We start from the raw sequence: 18,117 nt of genomic DNA, 5'->3' as shown, positions 1-18,117 counted from the left end.
TCATGCGCCTCCGAAACAGATCAGACGGTCGGCATCTTGCGCCGCGTCATGCAATTGGCCGAGGCCGGACAATTCCCACGGTGCGCCGACGGCTACAGCCTCACGCTGATAGCGCCTGGCTTCTTCCTCGTTCAACACGCCACGACGCAGCGCGGCGGCGATGCACACCACGCCATCGAGTTGATGGTCGCTGACAAAGGCGTGCCATTGCTTGGGCAAGTCCGGTTCATCCTGGGGCGTGACCACGCTGGCGGACGCGTTGTAGACGCCATCCTGATAGAAAAACAGCCGGACAATCTCGTGCCCGCTGGCCAGCGCGGCCTGGGCGAACAGCAGGGCGCGGCGCGAGGAGGGCGCATGGGCGGCGGAAAATACGGCGATGGCGAACTTCATGACGGACTCGATCAGCGAAACTGCCGCCATGATAATGCTTTATCGGCGGGGCGGCTAAAGTGATGTTGTCTGGGCGGGCCTCATCGCGAGCAAGCTCGCTCCCACAGTGGACGTGTGGTGGTTGCTGATTTTGTGTCCGACGCAAATCCCTTGTGGGAGCGAGCTTGCTCGCGATGAGGCCCGCATGGGTGCCGCCAAACTCAGCGCGGCATATACCCCAACTGCCAACGCCGCGGGATCTTCAACGACAGCACCCCGAGCCCGGCAGCCAGCAGGCCACTTGCAAACAACGCCTTGAGCCCAAGGTGATGTTCCAGCACGGCACCGAGTACCGCGCCGGCGAACATGCCGGTCCAGGGGATCAACTGCACCCGCCAGCCGCTGCGCCGTTCGCCGAGCATCCAGCGGCCCAGCCCTCGGCCGAAACGCGACAGGGCACCGGTAACGTAGGTCAGGCCCACCGGCAGGCCATTCACTTCTTCCACCGCGGCGTTGAGCATGCCCATGGCGATGATCGCCGCCAGCAGGGCTGGCAGTTGCTCGTCATACGACCAGGCCGCGGCGGCGCACAGCAGGGCGGCAATGCACAGTAACAAGGGCAGGGTCCGGCGCCTGCCCAGGCGGCTGACGATAATGCCCAGCGCGTTGCCGACGATGAAGGTGGCGATGAGAATCACCAGGCGCAGGGTCAACCCAAGGTCGCCAGTACTGATGGCGACCGCCATCCGGGTGGTATTGCCGCTCATGAACGAAACGAAGTCGCCGCTGGCCATGAAACCGATGGCGTCGGTCATGCCGGCGAGTACCGAGAGCATGGCCACCAGGCTCAAGCCTATGCGCCCGCGCCATTTCTGTGTGTGCAAATGACCTGGGCTGGCGTGGGTCCTGGCGGTGTTGGGCAGCATCGGCGATGGCCTCCATGAACAGTGTTTACGGTTTTATCCCATTCAACTCGCAATATTCCGGCCAGTCCATGCCGGCCATTTCCGCCACTTCCCGGTGCACCTCCAGGCGCTGCGCTTCGTAGTCCAGGGGCGTGGCGGCGGTTAACTGCAACGTCAGTTCCCAAGCGAACAACTGCTGGCGTTCCGCTTCAGCTTCAAAGGCTTCGTGCAGCCGTTCCTCGCGATACTGTGCCGCTGTTTCACCCTTGGCCTGAGCCAACAGCGGGTTGAGGTGGTCGAGCTCTTCGCGCAATTCGGGGCGCGCATCGAGAAACCGCTTCAGTGCCTGCTCATGTTGCTGCTCGGTTGCCGCCATGGTCGCTCCTTGGATGGGATTACGAAGACTGCTTCTTACTGGCCTTGGCCGCTGCCGCCAGGCATTCGAGGGCAAACTGTTCGGTGTAGGTCATCTGGATCGGCGTGGTTTCGCCTTTGACGGTTCTTTCGCCGTCGAGGATGTAACGAATACGCTTGTCGGTGACGCCGATTCGCTTGGCAATCCAGGAAGGCGTCTGACCGATCTGGCTGATCAGCTTGTCGGCATATTCAGTGCTCGGTTTGTAGAACTCGGCATTAGGTGTCATCAGGTTTCCAGTCATGGGTGCGATGGGGCGTTATTGGCGCGACAGGGTGCGTGAATCGTTGCGCGCTGTCGCGGTATAAATGCAGTAAAGCAGAACGATACGGGCTGCCGGGGTGATAAAGTCCGCTTTTTCCTGATGAGTGAATGCAATGCGAATTCTGATGGTGGCGCTGGCCGTGACGTTGCTGGCCGGATGCGCCGGTTCGGCGATGAACGACGCCCGCACCAAGGCCCCGTACAAGACCCTGAACTCGGAAAAACCGGGCAAAGACGTCGCCCAGTGCGTGCAGTTTTCCTGGCAGGACGAGGCCGTGTTCGGCGTCGATGCCGCTGCCTATCTGCAACCAGGGGAGAAGGGCGGAACGACCGTTTACACCCGTTCGGCGGAGTCTTTCGTCGACGTGACCACCGACGCCTCGGGCACGGTGTTGAGCTACTACGCACAGAAGGACGATTTCGTGGCCAAGCGCCGCTTGGCGGCGTTGGCGACTTGTCTGTGATCTGACGCTGTACCCCCTGTAGGAGCGAGCTTGCTCGCGATGGTCGTCAACGAAACCGCTGGATGCCTGACACCCCGCGGCGTTCCGGTTTTTTTCGCGAGCAAGCTCGCTCCTACAGGGGGGGCGGTATGGATCAGTAGCTCAAGCGTTTCTGGAAGAAGAAGTGCTTGTGGCCCGGCGGGTAATCGGCAATGTGCCCGATCTCGCTGTAGCCGCATTTCTTGTAGAACCCAGGTGCCTGGAATTCGAAGGTGTCGAGCCACAGCCCGACGCAGCGCCGTTCCCGCGCCAGGTCTTCGGCCATCTGCATCAGTTTCGAACCCAGGCCCTGTCCCCGGGCCTGTTCCGGCACCACCAGCAAGTCGATGTACAGCCACTGGTAAAACAATCGGCCATGCAGGCCGCCGAGGATCTCGTCGTTGTCGTCGCGCACCAGCAAGGCGATGTGCTCGGGCACGTTGCCTTCGGCTTTCGAGCTGTTGTACGCGCGCAATGGCTTGAGGATGGCCTGGCGTTGTTCATCCGTGGGGTTTTGCGATAGTTCGATACGCAGGTTCATGGCTATATCCTTATGGCAGTGAAACCGCAGCCTAGCGTGGTCGCTGCGAATGTTCCATCAGCACAAAGCAGGTGGAACCGTCGCCTGCACGCAGATGTCACTCATTAGTACGCGTCATTCCAGAGTGCGACCGATGAGGACACGCCGTGAATATTTTCGAAGCCCTGCGCGAAAGCCATGAACGCCAACGTACTTACGCCAAAGCCCTGATCCACACCAGCGGCGACAGCCCCGAACGCGTCGAGGCCTACAAACAACTCAAGTCAGAACTGCAAGCTCACGCCACGGCCGAAGAGCGGCATTTCTACATCCCGTTGATGGAGTTCGACAACGGTATCGACCTCAGCCGTCATGGCATTGCCGAACATCACGAAATGGACGAAATGATGGAGGAACTGGACGACACCGAGATGTCCAGCCCGGCCTGGCTGGTGACCGCGAAGAAACTCTCGGAGAAAGTGCATCACCACCTCGAGGAAGAAGAGCAGAAGTTCTTCCAGATGGCTGGCAAGCTGCTCAACGACAAACAGAAAGAGTCATTGGCCGGACAATACGAGAAGGAGTACAAGGCGCAGCTTGCCTGAGGGGGCAAAGGCTGTGCGTTTTCACTTAACATGTGGACCCTCAGACAAATAACAGGACGCGTTGTCATGTCGAACACAGCCGAGCGGGTCAACATCCTTGAGTCTCAGGTGTTGTCCCACGACTGGTACCTGCTCAAGAAAATCACCTTCGATTACCAACGCAACAACGGCGAGTGGCAACGCCAGGTCCGGGAGGTCTACGACCGTGGCAATGGCGCGGCGATTCTCCTGTACAACCGCGAAAAGAAAACCGTGGTACTGACCCGGCAATTTCGCCTGCCGGTGTTCGTCAACGGTCACGATGGGCTGTTGATCGAAGTGGCGGCGGGGCTGCTGGAAGGCGCGGCACCTGAAGACCGCATCCGCGATGAAGCGGAGGAGGAGACGGGTTACCGCGTGCACCATGTGCAGAAGGTGTTCGAGGCGTACATGAGCCCCGGTTCGGTGACGGAAAAACTGCACTTCTTCATTGCCGAATACGACGCGAAGTCGAAAGTCAGCGACGGTGGCGGGCTGGAGGCGGAAACCGAAGAGCTGGAAGTGCTGGAGTGGACGTTCGAGGACGCGCTCGAAGCGTTTTACCGTGGCGAAATCTGCGACGCCAAGACCATCATGCTGTTGCAGTATGCGGTGATGAAAAACCTCTTCGCTCCAACCTGACCCTGTGGTGAAAGGGCTTTTGTGGCGAGGGGGCTTGCCCCCGTCCGGCTGCGAAGCAGTCGTAAAAAACGGAGAACGCGACCTTCCTGGAATTCAGGGGTGTATGGATTTGGGACCGCTGCGCAGTCCAACGGGGGCAAGCCCCCTCGCCACAAAGATGCAGTGCGTCCCTAAAACAAATCATCCATGCGACTGGCGCCTGACCACTCGCAGCCCTCCAGGGTCAGCAACAACGCCTTCGCCTCAAGCCCACCGGCAAACCCGGTGAGCTTGCCCGACGCGCCAATCACCCGATGACAGGGCGCCACGATCGAAATCGGGTTCTTGCCATTCGCCGCACCCACCGCCCTGACCGCTGCCGGGTTACCGATCTGTTCGGCGATCTGGCTGTAGCTGCGCGTCTCGCCGAACGGGATGGTCAGCAGCGCCGCCCAGACCTTCTTCTGAAATTCCGTGCCGGCAAAATCCAGATCCAGTTCGAAGCGATCGCGGGTGCCGGAAAAATATTCGCGTAGCTGCGCAGCCGTGCGCACCAGGATCGGGTTGTCCGGCGCTTCGCTCATCGGTCCCAGGCGCACCCGCCCGGGTTTGTCGTTTTCCCAGAGGATGGCCGCCAGTCGTGAACCGTTCGCGACCAGCTTCAACTGGCCCACGGGGGAGGCCACGGTGGTGCAGGTATAGGTCATGCAAGGGCTCGCGCAAAATTGCTGAACAGGCGTTAAGGATACTGCCTCGGCGGGGAGGCGCAATACGTAATCCCGACCATACTTGCCTACTGCTTTCGAAACGTTCCCCTGTTTAATAACAAGAAGAGACCGACTCATGAAGTACGAACCTTTTGCCAAATCGCTGATTGCGACCTCATTGGCGCTCAGCTGCCTGACTGCTCACGCCGCCTCCCTGGCCCCGGCTACCGGGGAAAACGGCATGGTGGTCACAGCCCAGCACCTGGCCAGCCATGTGGGCGTGGATGTGCTCAAGAACGGCGGCAATGCCGTGGATGCGGCGGTCGCGGTCGGCTATGCGCTGGCAGTGGTGTACCCCGCGGCAGGCAACCTCGGCGGCGGTGGTTTCATGACCATTCAACTGGCGGACGGGCGCAAGACCTTCCTCGACTTCCGTGAAAAAGCGCCGCTGGCCGCAACCGCCAACATGTACCTGGACAAGGAGGGCAACGTCGTCCCCGATCTGAGTACCCGTGGTCATCTGGCCGTGGGCGTGCCGGGCACCGTTTCAGGCATGGAACTGGCGCTGTCCAAGTACGGCACCAAGCCGCGCAAGGAAATCATCGCCCCGGCCATCAAACTGGCCGAAGACGGTTTCGTGCTGGAGCAGGGGGATGTCGATCTGCTGGACTACGCCACCGACATGTTCAAGAAGGACATCAAGGATTCCGGCTCGATCTTCTTGAGCAACGGCGAGCCGATGCAGGTCGGCCAGAAACTGGTGCAAAAGGACCTGAGCAAGACCTTGCGGGAGATCTCCGACAAAGGCGCCGACGGTTTCTATAAAGGCTGGGTGGCCGACGCCATCGTCACCTCCAGCCAGGCCAACAAGGGCATCATCACCCAGGCCGACCTCGACAAATACAAGACCCGTGAACTGGCGCCCATCGAGTGCGACTACCGTGGCTACCACGTGGTTTCCGCACCGCCACCGAGCTCCGGCGGCGTGGTGATCTGCGAGATCATGAACATCCTCGAAGGCTACCCGATGAAGGAACTGGGCTACCACTCGGCCCAGGGCATGCACTATCAGATCGAGGCGATGCGCCACGCCTATGTGGACCGCAACAGTTACCTGGGCGACCCGGATTTCGTGAAGAACCCGATTGCCCATCTGCTGGATAAAAACTACGCGACCAAGCTGCGCGAAGCGATCAAACCACAAAAAGCCGCGGTATCCAGTGAACTCAAGCCCGGCGTAGCGCCCCATGAAGGCAGCAACACCACCCATTACTCCATCGTCGACAAGTGGGGCAACGCAGTGTCGGTGACCTACACCCTCAACGACTGGTTCGGAGCCGGCGTGATGGCGAGCAAGACCGGGGTCATCCTCAACGATGAAATGGACGACTTCACCTCGAAGATCGGCGTACCGAACATGTACGGCCTGGTGCAGGGCGAGGCCAACGCCATCGCGCCCGGCAAGGCGCCGCTGTCGTCCATGAGCCCGACCATCGTCACCAAGGACGGCAAAGTGGTGATGGTGGTCGGCACTCCGGGCGGCAGCCGCATCATCACCGCGACATTGCTGACCATGCTCAACGTGATCGACTACGGCATGAACATCCAGGAGGCGGTGGATGCACCGCGTTTCCACCAGCAGTGGCTGCCGGAAGAAACCAACCTGGAAGCCTTCACCACCAGCCCGGACACGGTGAAAATCCTCGAGAGCTGGGGCCACAAGTTCGCCGGTCCCCAGGACGCCAACCACCTGGCGGCGATCCTGGTCGGCGCGCCATCCCTGGGTGGCAAACCGGTAGGCAATAACCGTTTCTACGGGGCGAACGACCCACGGCGTAACACCGGGTTGTCGCTGGGTTATTGAGGGTTGTGTCCGGAGGGGGACGGGCTTATGTTCGTCCCCTGATCCCTCGACATATCAAGGAAGGAAATCATGACCACTGCGTTGTTAATCATCGACGTCCAACAGGCTTTGTGTTCCGGGGAGTACGAGTGCTTCGAGATTGGACGGGTCATCAACACCATCAATGACCTGTCTGCCCGGGCGCGCAAGGCCGGCGTTCCGGTGGTGCTCATCCAGCATGAAGAAGAGGATGGTCTGTTGAAACACGGTGTCCCAGGCTGGCAACTGGCCGAAGGGCTGCAAACATCGCCCGAAGATCATCGCGTACGCAAAACCACTGGCGATTCGTTCTATCAGACCAACCTGCAACGGTTGTTGCCGGTAGAAGACTTCGAAAGGCTGGTCATCTGCGGCCTGCAAACCGATTACTGCGTGAATGCAACCCTGCGTCAGGCGCATCAATTGGGCTATGACGTGGTGCTGGCCGCCGACGCGCACTCCACCGTCGACAATGGCAATGTCACTGCCGAGGACATCATTACCCAACACAACAAGGATTGGGCAGATCTGAGCGGCTCGGTGGCCCGGATCGATGTGGTCCCGGCTGCTGAAATCCGCTTCTGATAACACCATTGCGCCCCCCTTGTAGGAGCGAGCCGGCTCGCGATGGACGTTAACGATAACGCGGGGGGGCCAGATACCCAACGGTGCCCGGAAGTCCATCGCGAGCAGGCTCGCTCCTACAAGGGTGAACCGAAAATCTCGATCAGCTCGTTCAGGAACGCACTCACCAAATCCCGCTGCCGCGCCGAATGCCGCACCGCCGCATGAAAGCTCACCTCATAGCGCAGCAGATCCGGGTTCAGCGGGTGCAACTGCCCCAGCTGTTCATGCCGGGTCGCGTAGTGCTGCGGCAGAAACCCCAGGTGCTGGCCGGACAGAATCAGCAGGGCCGCGCCGTCCATGCTGTCGGTGAGCACGGTCAGGCGTTCGATGGAGGTGGGGGCCGGCATTTCCGGCAACGGATGGCTCGGCCAGACCCAGTCAAACCCGCTGACATCTTCCCGGGTCAGCGCGCCAACCTGCTCGAACAGTGGATGCGAGGGCGCGCAGTAGGCAATCTGGGTTTCCGGGAACAGCGGGAAATAATCGATGCTGGGCAAGCGGTGCCAGAAGTAACCGATGGCCAGGTCGATATGGCCATTGATGATTTTTTCTTCCAGCAGCGACGACGACAGCTCGGTGAAGTGGAAGTACAGCCCCTCGTGCCGCGCCCGCAAACGGGCAACGGCCTGGCCGATTTTCCTGTTCGCCACCGGGTCGATTTGCCCTAGCAAACCGATGTTGATACTGCCCGAGACTTTGCGGTTGATGTGTTGCACTTCCACCCGGAAACCCTCGGCCGCCGCCAGCAAGCGCCGGGCTGCCTCGATGAATTGAGTACCTTTGGGCGTTACCGAAAACCCGCCACGTCCGCGTTCGCACAGGCGGAAACCGACCCGCGCTTCCAGCGTTGCCAGTTGCGCGCTGATCGTGGGTTGCGTGGTGTTGAGAGCGGTTTGTGCCGCCGAGATGCCGCCCGCTTCGACGACGGTCAGAAATACCCGGATCAGACGCAGATCCAGCTCCGTTACAGTTCCCAGCATGGGGGCTCCCGATTCTCGCTTACATAGATACTGATCTATGTGAACAGTGTGCCTGCGATATTTTACTGCCAGAACTCACGCCCTACATTGCCGTGAAACCAGCGTCATCGTCAGCTTTTTCTGGAGTTTCACCTGATCTGGACGTCGTAGCGAGCGCTGTACCCACAAAAACAACAAACAACAGCATAGGAACAATCGTATGTCAGGTTCCCCAGTGTCTGCGCACGCCACCGAGGCGAGCGGCGGGTTGGTCATCGAAGGCCACTCCATCGATTACATTCCGGAAAACGAACGTCACGCCAAACTCAGCAGCCAGGGCCCATTCTGGTTCCTCGGCAATTTCCACTTCTTCACCATCTCCATCGGCTTTGTCGGCCCGAGCCTCGGCTTGTCGGCGCTGTGGACCATGCTCGCCGGTGCCCTGGGCATCATGTTCGGCACCATTTTCATGGCGTTCCACGGCTCCCAGGGCCCGGAAATGGGCCTGCCGCAGATGATCCAGTCCCGTGCGCAGTTCGGTTATCGCGGGGTGATCCTGGCGTTGATGGCGACGATGTTTGTGTTCGTGGGTTTCAACGTGGTGAACATCTCGCTGATCATGAACGGCCTTGAACATGTGTTCGGCATCGACCCGACCATCGTCGCCGTGGCCGTGGTGCTGATCGGCGCACTGTTGTCGATCTACGGCCACGACCTGATGCACAAGGCCTTCAAGTGGGCCTTGCTGGCGACCTTGCCGCTGTACGCACTGGTGACCATCGCCCTGATGTTCGGCGCAGGTTCCGAAGGCGTCACCCCGGCAACCGACCTGGGCTTCAACTGGGTGGCCTTCGCCACGTTGTTCGCCATCGGTGCCAGCTACAACATTTCCTATGCACCCTACGTGTCCGACTATTCCCGTTACCTGCCGAAAAACACCAGCCGGACGAAACTGATTGCGGCGGTGTTCATCGGCGCCTCGTTGTCGGGCAGCTGGATGATCGGCCTCGGTGCCTGGCTGGCGCAGCAATTGAACGCGGCGGATGCGCTGGTGGCGTTGAATCAGGTCGGCTCGTCGATGATTCCAGGGCTGGGCAATCTGCTGGTGATCGTTTCGGTGGCGGGCTTCCTGCCGATCATCGCGCTCAACACCTACAGCGCCATGCTGACGCTGCTGACCGGCGTCGACTCGATCAAAAAAATCACCCCGACACCCCGCGCCCGTGTGCTGTCGATCAGTGTGATCAGCGTCATCCTGTTGACCTGCGTGCTGTCGATCAAAGGTGACGGCATCGCTCTGCTGAACACCTTCCTGGTGTTGCTGCTGTACTTCCTCGTGCCGTGGACCGCCGTCAACCTGGTGGACTACTTCTTCGTGCGCAAGGGCCGTTATGCGATCCCGCATTTCTTCACGCCAAAAGGCATCTACGGCGCCTGGCAATTTCGCGGCATCGTTTCGTACCTGATCGGCTTCGCCGCGATGGTGCCGTTCTTCTACATCTTCAACGCAGCGGCCAACAAGGAAGTGTTCGTTGGTCCGCTGGCGCGGATGCTTGAAGGCGTGGACATCGCCTGGCTGGTGGGTCTTGTGGTGTCGGGGCTGACCTACTACCTGCTCAGTCGCTCGATTGATCTGGCCGCCGAACGCCGGGTGATCGACGCGCTGAGCGAAAGCGACATCGTCGCCATGACCCATTCATCTGCGGAGACAGTGCGTTGAACAACGCTAAAAACACAGTGGTCGCCTGCTGCCAACTGGCACCGAAAATAGGCGACCTGGCCTACAACCGCACGCTCACCGAACGCGCGATTCGCCAGGCAGCCTTTCAGGGCGCGCAAGTCGTCGTGCTGCCCGAACTGGTGCAGAGCGGCTATCTGTTTGCCGACCGCTTTGAGGCGCTGAGCCTGGCGGAAACCGTTGATGGTCCCACCTTGCAACTGTGGCAGGCCATGGCCCGTGAGCTGAACCTGGTGATCGTCGGCGGCTTCTGCGAGCGCCTGCCCGCTGATGAATTGGCCAACAGCGCGGCGATGATCGACGCCAACGGCCTGCGCGCGGTGTACCGCAAGGCGCATCTGTGGGATGCCGAGAAGGACATCTTCACGGCCGGCGATGCGCCACCGCCGGTGGTCGAAACGGTGCATGGACGGCTCGGCATGCTGATTTGCTACGACCTGGAGTTCCCCGAGTGGGTGCGTCTTCCGGCGTTGGCCGGGGCCGATCTGTTGTGCGCGCCGGTCAATTGGCCCGACGGTCCGCGGCCGCAGACCGAGCGCCCGGCCGAAGTGCTGCGGGTGCAGGCCAATGCCTCGGTGAACCGCATGTTCATTGCGGCATGCGATCGCTATGGCCATGAACGTGGGGTTGGCTGGGTGCAAGGATCGGTGATCGTCGATGCCGACGGTTACCCCTTGGCGGGGCCGGCGGAGCAGGGCGGCGAGCAGTTGTTGCTGGCTACCCTGAACCTCGCCGAGGCGCGCAACAAGCGCATCAGTGCGCGCAATGACCTGCATCGGGACCGGCGGCCGCAGTTGTACGGCTGAGCGGTTGTTGTAACTGCTGATGTCACGGCGAACTGGACGCCATTCCCGGCGCTATGGCATCGTCCCGGCAACAGACCATGCAGTGAACGGGATCGCCATGATGGAGGAGGGGAACAAGGTCGGCGACGACGGGGCGTTGGCCACGCTGAAGGCGTTCAATCATTGCGTATTGCACCTGGGGCGGCTGGCGCGGGAGAGCGGGGCGTCGCGGTTCATCGCCGATGGCCTGCAGGCATTCGGTCAGCTGGTGCCCTTCGCATCTGCCTGGTGGGGCGAAATGTCTGCACCAGGTCCTGAGGTGCCCATGCAAAGCTGGATGCATGGCAGCATCAATCTTCCTGAATCCTTTGCCGCCGAATGGCATCCGGTGGCGGCCAACGATCAGTTCTCCTACGCCACGCTCAATCGTCCTGGTGAGGTGGTGTGCGACACGGGTTTCAACGACCCTTGCGAGGCGGTCAATGATTTCGCCCGGCGCTTCGACCTCTATCACTTGATGAGCATCACCTACGAATTGCCCGAAAGCGGCCTGATGTTCTTCGTCTGTCTCTACCGTGGTCAGGATGAACAGGCGTTCGAGGAGAACGAAGCCGAGCTGTTTTTGGCGTTCTGCGATCACCTGTTCCAGCTGTGGCGGTTTCAGGTGCAGGACATGATTCGCTTCGACAGCGAAAACGGCGCGAGTGATTTTGGCGTCGCGCGCATGGACGGCAGTCTGCTCTATGTGGGGGCCAGGTTGTGCGTCGCCATCCAGCGCGAACTGCCCGGCTGGAGCGGTTCCACGCTGCCACCGGAGGTAATCGCGCAATTGTCCAAAGCCCCCTGCGTGATCCGACTGGGCCGCTGCGCCCTGACCCTGAGCCCCAACGCCGAACACGTCATCCTGTCCCTGGAAGCACCCTCGGGCGGGGACGGCCTGGCACCTCGGGAGCGCACGGCGGCGATGCTGTTCGCCGCGGGCCACTCCTACAAGGAAATCGCCAGGATGCTCGCCCTGAGCCCCGCGACCGTGCGCACCTATTTGCGTAACTGCTACTTGCAGCTCGGTGTGAAAAGCAAGGTGGAACTGGGCTCCGTCCTGCGTTCACCGGGTGCGCTGACGGAGTCCGTGCGCCGGGACTGATCCCCGCCGTTTCAATTATTTGCCTGACCCCTCCTCATTTGCAGAGGTCCATTCGCGCGCCGCGCCCTATAGGGTAGGCCCTGTCTATACAAGGGCTTGCGCAGTCGCTTCGGGCCGCTTCAAAACAATAAGAACAGGGGTGAGGCATTTGAGACTTTCCAGGTTGTTCATCGCCGTTGCATCGACAACGGCGTTTTCCTGCGTGGCGTTGGGTGCGACGCCCGCCGACACGGTCATGCGCAATGGCTATGTCTACACCGTCGACGGCCAGGATTCCGTGCAGCAGGCCATTGCCATTTCAGGTGGCAAGATCGTCTACGTCGGCAGCGATGCCGGGGTCGACGGCTACATCGGCAAGCAGACACAACTGATCGACCTGGCCGGACGCATGCTGATGCCGGGCTTCGTCGATGCACACATGCACCCCGGGGATGGCGGTCGAGCCATGACCTTGTGCGACCTGAAATACCAGACCATGACCCGCGCGCAGTTTCAGGCAAGCATCCAGGCCTGCCTCGATGCCGAAAAGGACAAGGGCCCGGACGTGTGGCTCGAAGTGGGCAGCTGGGACCGCATGGGCATGACCGGGCTCGACGGCGATGCCGACAAATCGACCCTGGACGCGCTCAAGACCCAGCGTCCGATCCAGGTGCGCTCCACCGATTTCCACACCGTGCTGACCAACTCCCGCGGCCTGGAACTGGCCGGGATCAACAAGAACACCGCCGACCCCGAGGACGGCAAATACCGACGCGACAGCGCCGGCAACCCGAACGGCATCTGCGAAGACGGCGCCGCCGAATCGTTGGCCGCCGTGGTGCCGCCGGCGACCGACGCGGAAAAACTCAATCAGATGCGAGCGGCCCTCGACGCCATGCGCCAGCAAGGCATCACCAGTTTCTTCGATGCGCTGGCGGGGCCGGAAAACGGCAAGGCCTTCACCCGCCTGCAACAGTCCGGCGAGCTGACCGCCCGGGCCTTGCTGGCGATCAAGCTGGACCCGGCCGCCGCGGCCGCCGACCCGGTGAAAACCATCGCCGAGGCCAAGGCCCTGGCCAGCACCTACGACCAGGGCGACGTGAAGGTCGCGCCGGGCGTGAGCATGCGCCACGTCAAACTGTTCTTGGACGGCATCATCAATGCCCCGGCGGACACTGGCGCCATGTTGACCCCGTACCTGCACAACAGCGGCACCGACAAGGCGCCGCAGTGGACGCCGGGCAAGAACCTGGGCGAGCTGTACTTCCCGCCGCAGGTGCTCAATCCACTGGTGCTGCAAGCGGTCAAGGCCGGTCTCGATCCGCACCTGCACGCCACCGGCGAGCGTGCGGTGCGCGATGCACTGGACAGCGTCGCCTACGTGCGCAAGGAACTGCCCGGTCAAGACTTCCGCCCGGCCATCGCTCACGCCGAGTCAGTCGACCCTGCCGATTACGCACGTTTCAAGGCACTGGACGTCACCGCCACCATGTCGTTCCAGTGGGCGCAGCAGGCCCCGTCCACGGTCGACGGTACCAGCGATCACCTCGGTGCCGAGCGATTCGAACGCATGGAGCCTTCCGGCAGCATCGCCCATGCCGGCGGCCGAGTGGCCTTTGGCAGCGATTGGCCGGTCGATCCCCTCGATGAGTTCCTGGCGCTGAAAGTCGGTGTCACCCGTTCGGGCGATCCGACCAATCCGCACAGCTATGGGCCCAAGTATGCCGGGCGACTCAACGCCGATCCGGCACTGTCGCGAGCCGAGGTGCTGCGCAGCATCACCCTCAGTTCCGCCGAACAACTGAAGCTGGACGCGGTGCTGGGCTCGGTCGAAGTCGGCAAGTTCGCTGACCTGATCGTGCTCGACAAGAACTTCATGCAGGTGCCCGAGGAGGAGCTGGGCCGCAATGACGTGCTGCTGACGTTGGTTGGCGGCAAGGTCGTGTGGGCCAAGGCGCCGTTCCTGGGACTGGCGCCACAGGTTGTTTCCCAAGTTGTCACTTCTCGATCCGTCCAATAAAAACTAGAGAGCGTTCCGATGCGATTTATTCCAAACCTGTTGGCCGCCGCGCTGGCCTTGTCGTCGGTGCAGGCGATGGCCGCCGCTGACCTGGTGTTGTTCAACGGCAAGGTCTTTACTGCCGAACCCGGCCAGGCGCTGGTGCAGGCTGTTGCGGTGCAAGACGGCAAGATTCTGAAAGCGGGCAGCGATGCCGAAATCAATGCCCTGGCCGATGCCAAGACCCAGCGCATCGACCTGGCGGGCAAGGTGCTGATGCCAGGCATGATCGACACCCACAGCCACCCGGTGGTGGGCGCTTTCGACAGCATGAAAGCCAACCTGCTGGACGAGGTCAAACCCTTGCCGGAACTGGAGCAATGGTTGATCGAGGAAGACAAGGCCGGACGCGCACGCGCCGGTGATGTGATCAGCGTGGCCGGGGTCAGTTCGGCTTACTGGGAGAAAAGCCGTGAACTGGGCAAGGTGTTCAACCAGGGACTCTGGGCGGACCAACCGATTGTCTTCAGTGGCATCGACGGGCACACCGGTTGGGCCAACAACGCGATGCTCAAGCGCCTGGACATCGACACGGCGCTGGTCAAGAGCCTGCCGGAAAAGGAACGCGGTTACATCGGCCATGAAGCGGACTTCACTCCTAACGGCTACTTTGCCGAATCCCGCTGGGACGTGGTGCGTAACGGGATTCCGGCGCCCAGCCCGGAGGCCATGCTCAAGGCCGCTCGCGAGGCGGTGAAGATCAACAATCAATTCGGCGTAACCGCCTGGATGGACGCGGCGGCGAACGGCGGCAGTGAGGATTCGCTGTTCGATTTCCATGCCACCGCCGAAAGTGTCGGCGTGCTGCCGCTGTACAAGGAACTGGCGCAGAACGGCGAACTCAGTGCCCACGTCGCCGCGCTGATGGTTACCAATCCGAAGAGCAAACCTGCCGACCTGGAGGTGATCGCCACGGTGATGAAACAGTTCGAGGGCGTGCCTAACCTGACGTTCCCCGGCGTCAAGGTGTTTGTCGACGGCATTCTCGAATTCCCGGGGCAAACAGCGGCGGTCGTCGTGCCGTACAAGAACAGCCACAAGGACGGTCAGCTGCTGACCGACCCGGCGCACTTTGGCGAACTGGTGGTGGCAGCGGAAAAACGCGGCTGGATCGTGCACATGCATGCCGTCGGCGACCGCGCGGTGCGTGAAGCGCTCAATGGCGTGGCGTATGCGCGCAAACTCAGCCCGATACCCGTGCCCCACAGCATCGCGCACCTGCAACTGGTCAACCCCAAGGAGTTTGCGCGCTTCAAGCAACTGGGCGTGATTGCCTCGATGCAACTGCTGTGGGCCACCGGCGAGTCCTACACCGTCGAACTGGTCAAACCTTACATCAGTGCCTTTGCCTACGGTTACCAGTATCCCGCGCGGTCCTTGCATAACGCCGGCGCGACGATTGCCGGTGGCAGCGACTGGCCGGTGTCGAGCGCCAATCCGTTCAATGCCATTGCCCAGGCCAGCACGCGCAAGGGTCCGTTGGGTGTACTCAATGCCAAGGAAAGCATCGACCGCCAGACCATGTTCTACGCCTACACCATCAACGCGGCGAAAACCCTGCGCCTGGATCAGCAGATCGGTTCGCTGGCTCCGGGCAAGCAGGCCGACCTGATCATCCTCGACCGTGACGTGTTCAAGGTCAGCGATGACGAACTGTTCGAAACCAAAGTCCTGAACACCTTCTTCGCCGGCAAGCAGGTCTACGCCCCCGCGTCCTGACCTGCGTACACCCAGCACACGCAAAAAACCGCCAGCCCCTCGTAGCGCGAGGGGCCTGGCATCGCCATGCCTGAAATTCCCGTACGCCATAACAACAAGAGAATTGTATGAACGCACTTTCAGCATTGACCCTCGCGACACTGGCATTGATCCCCCTGAGCAGCCAGGCCCTGACCCTCAACGATGATTTCAGCCTGGACATGACCCTGGGCGTCGTCAGCGACTACCGTACCCGGGGCATCTCGCAAACCCTGGGCGATCCGGCAGTGCAGGGCGGCGCAACGCTGTTGCACAGCAGCGGCCTGTACATCGGAGCCTGGACCTCCAACGTCGATTTCGGCGGCGGCTTCGACACCCGCCAGGAACTTGAGTACTACGCGGGTTATTACTGGCAGGCGACCGACGCAATCAGCCTGGATCTGGGCTACATCAAGTACGACTACCCGAAAAATTCCGAATTCAACCTCAGCGAGGTCTACGCCATCCTCGACTTGTACGGCGTGAAGCTGGGTGTCTATTACTCCAAGGACACGCCGAACTTCTTCGGCGAGGACCAGGACACCCTTTACACCTACCTGGGCTACAAAATCGATTTGCCGGCCGAAGTCGGCCTGGACCTGCGCTTTGGGCGCAACGATGTGAATGACCCCGCGTTCTGGTCCGCCAGTGGCGATAGCCGTGAGTCTTACTACGAGTGGGAAGCCAAGCTGACCCGCGATTTTGTCGGCGTCACCTGGGGCCTGAGCTATATCGACACGGACTTGTCGAAAAGCGAGTGCGCCAGTTGGTACGGCTATGACGACCTGTGCTCGGCCACGGTCGTTGCCAGTGCCACCAAGACCTTCTAAGTTCAACCCCGACAACAAAAACAGTTCCACAAAGGAAACACCACCATGAGTGCGCAACGCAGTCCCCTGATCGAGACCCGCTCGATCGATTTCATTCCCGAGGCTGAGCGACATGGCAGTCTCTATAGCCAGTTCACCCTGTGGCTCGGCGCCAACCTGCAGATCACCGCCATCGTCACCGGCGCCCTGGCCGTGGTGCTGGGCGGCGATGTGTTCTGGTCGCTGATCGGCTTGCTGATCGGGCAAGTGCTCGGCGGTGCCGTGGTGGCGCTGCACGCGGCGCAAGGGCCGAAACTCGGGCTGCCGCAGATGATCTCCAGCCGAGTACAGTTCGGGGTGTATGGCGCGGCGATCCCGATTGTCCTGGTGTGCCTGATGTACCTGGGTTTCAGCGCCACCGGCGCGGTGCTGTCGGGGCAGGCGATCGCGCAGTTGATCAGTGTCAGCGACAGCACCGGCATCCTGATTTTCGCGGCCTGCATCGCGTTCCTGACGATCTTCGGTTATCGGGTGATTCACCTGGTCGGGCGGGTGGCCAGCGTGCTGGGCATCATCGCCTTCGCCTACCTGTTCACCCGGTTGATGACCCTCAACGACATCAGCCTGCTGCTCGATAATCGTCATTTTGGCTGGAGCACCTTCCTGCTGGCGGTTTCGCTCTCGGCGTCCTGGCAGATCGCCTTCGGCCCCTACGTGGCGGACTACTCACGTTACCTGCCGAGCAAGACCTCATCGTGGAAAACCTTCGCCGCCGTGGGCCTGGGCACCGTGCTGGGGGCTCAGACTTCGATGGTGCTGGGGGTGTTCGCCGCCGCACTGGCCGGGGCGAATTTCCGTGGGCACGAAGTGGCGACCATTGTCGGCTTGGGCAGTAGCGGTGTGATCGCGTCCTTGCTGTACCTGAGCATTGTGTTCGGCAAGGTCACGGTGTCCACCCTCAACGCCTATGGCAGTTTCATGTGCATCGCCACCATCATCAGCGGCTTTCGTCGTCGCCTGGAAATCACCGCCCGCCAGCGCATGCTGTTTGTGCTGCTGATCGTCGCGGCGTCCACCGCGCTGGCATTGCTGGGGCAGTACTCGTTCCTCAACTCGTTCAAGTACTTCATCCTGTTTTTGCTGACGTTCTTCACCCCGTGGAGCGCGATCAACCTGGTGGATTACTACTTCATCAACAAGGAACGTTACGACATTCCTGCGTTGTCCGATCCGAACGGGCGCTACGGTCGCTGGAACGTACTGGGGATCAGCGTGTACGTGATCGGCGTATTGATCCAGTTGCCCTTTGTCGACACCCATTTCTACTCCGGGCCGATGGTTGCGCAACTGGGCGGCGTGGACATTTCCTGGATCGTCGGGCTGCTGGTGCCGGGTGTGATCTATTACGCGCTGGCCAAGCCGTCGATGAGTGGCGTGGTGGTTGAGCGGGGTTAATTCCCGCATTTGTGGCGAGGGGGCTTTTGTGGCG

At 61.2% G+C, this 18,117-nt stretch carries 19 protein-coding genes; 12 read left to right on the top strand and 7 right to left on the bottom strand.

The genetic code is table 11. From position 1 onward, the window contains the following. The 4 genes from tusD to PSJE_RS23320 form a co-directional block, all read right to left on the bottom strand. Positions 1–393 carry a sulfurtransferase complex subunit TusD gene (gene tusD, locus PSJE_RS23335; protein WP_090457959.1) on the bottom strand — a complete coding sequence of 131 codons (393 nt, stop codon included), beginning with the start codon at positions 391–393 and terminating at the stop codon, positions 1–3. 200 nt (positions 394–593) lie between these two features. Further along, positions 594–1,298: a YoaK family protein gene (locus tag PSJE_RS23330; protein WP_090456597.1), complete on the bottom strand. Its 705-nt coding sequence runs from the start codon at positions 1,296–1,298 to the stop codon at positions 594–596. Between the two features lie 25 nt (positions 1,299–1,323). After that, entirely contained in the window at positions 1,324–1,653 is a 330-nt protein-coding gene (locus PSJE_RS23325; protein ID WP_090456595.1) for a DUF6388 family protein, read from the bottom strand. Between the two features lie 19 nt (positions 1,654–1,672). Next, complete coding sequence (locus PSJE_RS23320; protein WP_008015571.1) at positions 1,673–1,921, bottom strand: hypothetical protein; 249 nt, start codon at positions 1,919–1,921, stop codon at positions 1,673–1,675. 148 nt (positions 1,922–2,069) lie between these two features. Here PSJE_RS23320 and PSJE_RS23310 point away from each other — a divergent pair, with 148 nt between their 5' ends. After that, positions 2,070–2,420 carry a hypothetical protein gene (locus PSJE_RS23310; protein WP_090456593.1) on the top strand — a complete coding sequence of 117 codons (351 nt, stop codon included), beginning with the start codon at positions 2,070–2,072 and terminating at the stop codon, positions 2,418–2,420. Positions 2,421–2,553: 133 nt separating this feature from the next. On the opposite strand, the gene PSJE_RS23305 is transcribed toward PSJE_RS23310, so the two are convergent. Next, the gene (locus tag PSJE_RS23305) at positions 2,554–2,979 is read right to left on the bottom strand and encodes a GNAT family N-acetyltransferase (RefSeq protein ID WP_090456591.1); all 426 of its coding nucleotides are present in this window, start codon (positions 2,977–2,979) and stop codon (positions 2,554–2,556) included. A 146-nt stretch (positions 2,980–3,125) separates the two neighbouring features. Between PSJE_RS23305 and PSJE_RS23300 the strand changes: the two genes are divergently transcribed. Both PSJE_RS23300 and PSJE_RS23295 read left to right on the top strand, forming a co-directional pair. Continuing rightward, entirely contained in the window at positions 3,126–3,563 is a 438-nt protein-coding gene (locus PSJE_RS23300) for a hemerythrin domain-containing protein (protein WP_090456589.1), read from the top strand. A gap of 66 nt (positions 3,564–3,629) precedes the next feature. Further along, a complete protein-coding gene (locus PSJE_RS23295; RefSeq protein WP_090456587.1) occupies positions 3,630–4,223 on the top strand; it encodes an NUDIX domain-containing protein in 594 nt (197 codons plus the stop codon). 170 nt (positions 4,224–4,393) lie between these two features. On the opposite strand, the gene PSJE_RS23290 is transcribed toward PSJE_RS23295, so the two are convergent. Then, positions 4,394–4,909: a methylated-DNA--[protein]-cysteine S-methyltransferase gene (locus PSJE_RS23290; protein ID WP_090456586.1), complete on the bottom strand. Its 516-nt coding sequence runs from the start codon at positions 4,907–4,909 to the stop codon at positions 4,394–4,396. A gap of 136 nt (positions 4,910–5,045) precedes the next feature. Between PSJE_RS23290 and ggt the strand changes: the two genes are divergently transcribed. Both ggt and PSJE_RS23280 read left to right on the top strand, forming a co-directional pair. Continuing rightward, a complete protein-coding gene (gene ggt, locus PSJE_RS23285) occupies positions 5,046–6,773 on the top strand; it encodes a gamma-glutamyltransferase (protein ID WP_090456584.1) in 1,728 nt (575 codons plus the stop codon). Positions 6,774–6,842: 69 nt separating this feature from the next. Next, the gene (locus PSJE_RS23280; RefSeq protein WP_090456582.1) at positions 6,843–7,376 is read left to right on the top strand and encodes a cysteine hydrolase family protein; all 534 of its coding nucleotides are present in this window, start codon (positions 6,843–6,845) and stop codon (positions 7,374–7,376) included. Positions 7,377–7,492: 116 nt separating this feature from the next. On the opposite strand, the gene PSJE_RS23275 is transcribed toward PSJE_RS23280, so the two are convergent. Next, positions 7,493–8,398, bottom strand: coding sequence for a LysR family transcriptional regulator (locus PSJE_RS23275; protein ID WP_090456580.1), 906 nt, complete (start codon positions 8,396–8,398; stop codon positions 7,493–7,495). A gap of 199 nt (positions 8,399–8,597) precedes the next feature. Between PSJE_RS23275 and PSJE_RS23270 the strand changes: the two genes are divergently transcribed. The 7 genes from PSJE_RS23270 (at position 8,598) to PSJE_RS23240 (ending at position 18,083) form a co-directional block, all read left to right on the top strand. After that, positions 8,598–10,097 carry a purine-cytosine permease family protein gene (locus PSJE_RS23270; RefSeq protein WP_090456578.1) on the top strand — a complete coding sequence of 500 codons (1,500 nt, stop codon included), beginning with the start codon at positions 8,598–8,600 and terminating at the stop codon, positions 10,095–10,097. Then, on the top strand, positions 10,094–10,921 hold the full coding sequence (locus PSJE_RS23265) for a nitrilase family protein (protein WP_090456576.1): 828 nt from the start codon (positions 10,094–10,096) through the stop codon (positions 10,919–10,921). The genes PSJE_RS23270 and PSJE_RS23265 overlap by 4 nt, the downstream gene beginning before the upstream one ends. Before the next feature lie 100 nt (positions 10,922–11,021). Next, positions 11,022–12,044, top strand: a complete 1,023-nt coding sequence (locus PSJE_RS23260; protein WP_090456574.1) for a helix-turn-helix transcriptional regulator — start codon at positions 11,022–11,024, stop codon at positions 12,042–12,044. Positions 12,045–12,192: 148 nt separating this feature from the next. Further along, positions 12,193–14,043 carry an amidohydrolase gene (locus PSJE_RS23255; RefSeq protein WP_408003780.1) on the top strand — a complete coding sequence of 617 codons (1,851 nt, stop codon included), beginning with the start codon at positions 12,193–12,195 and terminating at the stop codon, positions 14,041–14,043. Positions 14,044–14,061: 18 nt separating this feature from the next. Continuing rightward, positions 14,062–15,801 (top strand): amidohydrolase, encoded by a 1,740-nt coding sequence (locus PSJE_RS23250; protein WP_090456572.1) that lies wholly within the window; start codon positions 14,062–14,064, stop codon positions 15,799–15,801. Positions 15,802–15,908: 107 nt separating this feature from the next. Then, the gene (locus PSJE_RS23245; RefSeq protein WP_090456570.1) at positions 15,909–16,649 is read left to right on the top strand and encodes a TorF family putative porin; all 741 of its coding nucleotides are present in this window, start codon (positions 15,909–15,911) and stop codon (positions 16,647–16,649) included. A gap of 45 nt (positions 16,650–16,694) precedes the next feature. Further along, on the top strand, positions 16,695–18,083 hold the full coding sequence (locus PSJE_RS23240) for a purine-cytosine permease family protein (protein WP_090456568.1): 1,389 nt from the start codon (positions 16,695–16,697) through the stop codon (positions 18,081–18,083). Positions 18,084–18,117 lie beyond the last annotated feature (34 nt).

This window comes from Pseudomonas jessenii (assembly GCF_002236115.1).
Taxonomy (GTDB): domain Bacteria; phylum Pseudomonadota; class Gammaproteobacteria; order Pseudomonadales; family Pseudomonadaceae; genus Aquipseudomonas; species Aquipseudomonas jessenii.
The sequence above is the reverse complement of the archived record's forward strand: the minus strand, read 5'-3'. Positions and strand labels throughout refer to the sequence as shown.

Excerpts from the sequence above, each read along its gene's own strand:
- tusD (WP_090457959.1), bottom strand. The coding sequence starts at position 393 with ATGAAGTTCGCCATCGCCGTATTTTCCGCCGCCCATGCGCCCTCCTCG.
- PSJE_RS23330 (WP_090456597.1), bottom strand. The coding sequence starts at position 1,298 with ATGCTGCCCAACACCGCCAGGACCCACGCCAGCCCAGGTCATTTGCAC.
- PSJE_RS23325 (WP_090456595.1), bottom strand. The coding sequence starts at position 1,653 with ATGGCGGCAACCGAGCAGCAACATGAGCAGGCACTGAAGCGGTTTCTC.
- PSJE_RS23320 (WP_008015571.1), bottom strand. The coding sequence starts at position 1,921 with ATGACACCTAATGCCGAGTTCTACAAACCGAGCACTGAATATGCCGAC.
- PSJE_RS23310 (WP_090456593.1), top strand. The coding sequence starts at position 2,070 with ATGCGAATTCTGATGGTGGCGCTGGCCGTGACGTTGCTGGCCGGATGC.
- PSJE_RS23305 (WP_090456591.1), bottom strand. The coding sequence starts at position 2,979 with ATGAACCTGCGTATCGAACTATCGCAAAACCCCACGGATGAACAACGC.
- PSJE_RS23295 (WP_090456587.1), top strand. The coding sequence starts at position 3,630 with ATGTCGAACACAGCCGAGCGGGTCAACATCCTTGAGTCTCAGGTGTTG.
- PSJE_RS23290 (WP_090456586.1), bottom strand. The coding sequence starts at position 4,909 with ATGACCTATACCTGCACCACCGTGGCCTCCCCCGTGGGCCAGTTGAAG.
- ggt (WP_090456584.1), top strand. The coding sequence starts at position 5,046 with ATGAAGTACGAACCTTTTGCCAAATCGCTGATTGCGACCTCATTGGCG.
- PSJE_RS23280 (WP_090456582.1), top strand. The coding sequence starts at position 6,843 with ATGACCACTGCGTTGTTAATCATCGACGTCCAACAGGCTTTGTGTTCC.
- PSJE_RS23275 (WP_090456580.1), bottom strand. The coding sequence starts at position 8,398 with ATGCTGGGAACTGTAACGGAGCTGGATCTGCGTCTGATCCGGGTATTT.
- PSJE_RS23270 (WP_090456578.1), top strand. The coding sequence starts at position 8,598 with ATGTCAGGTTCCCCAGTGTCTGCGCACGCCACCGAGGCGAGCGGCGGG.
- PSJE_RS23260 (WP_090456574.1), top strand. The coding sequence starts at position 11,022 with ATGGAGGAGGGGAACAAGGTCGGCGACGACGGGGCGTTGGCCACGCTG.
- PSJE_RS23250 (WP_090456572.1), top strand. The coding sequence starts at position 14,062 with ATGCGATTTATTCCAAACCTGTTGGCCGCCGCGCTGGCCTTGTCGTCG.
- PSJE_RS23245 (WP_090456570.1), top strand. The coding sequence starts at position 15,909 with ATGAACGCACTTTCAGCATTGACCCTCGCGACACTGGCATTGATCCCC.
- PSJE_RS23240 (WP_090456568.1), top strand. The coding sequence starts at position 16,695 with ATGAGTGCGCAACGCAGTCCCCTGATCGAGACCCGCTCGATCGATTTC.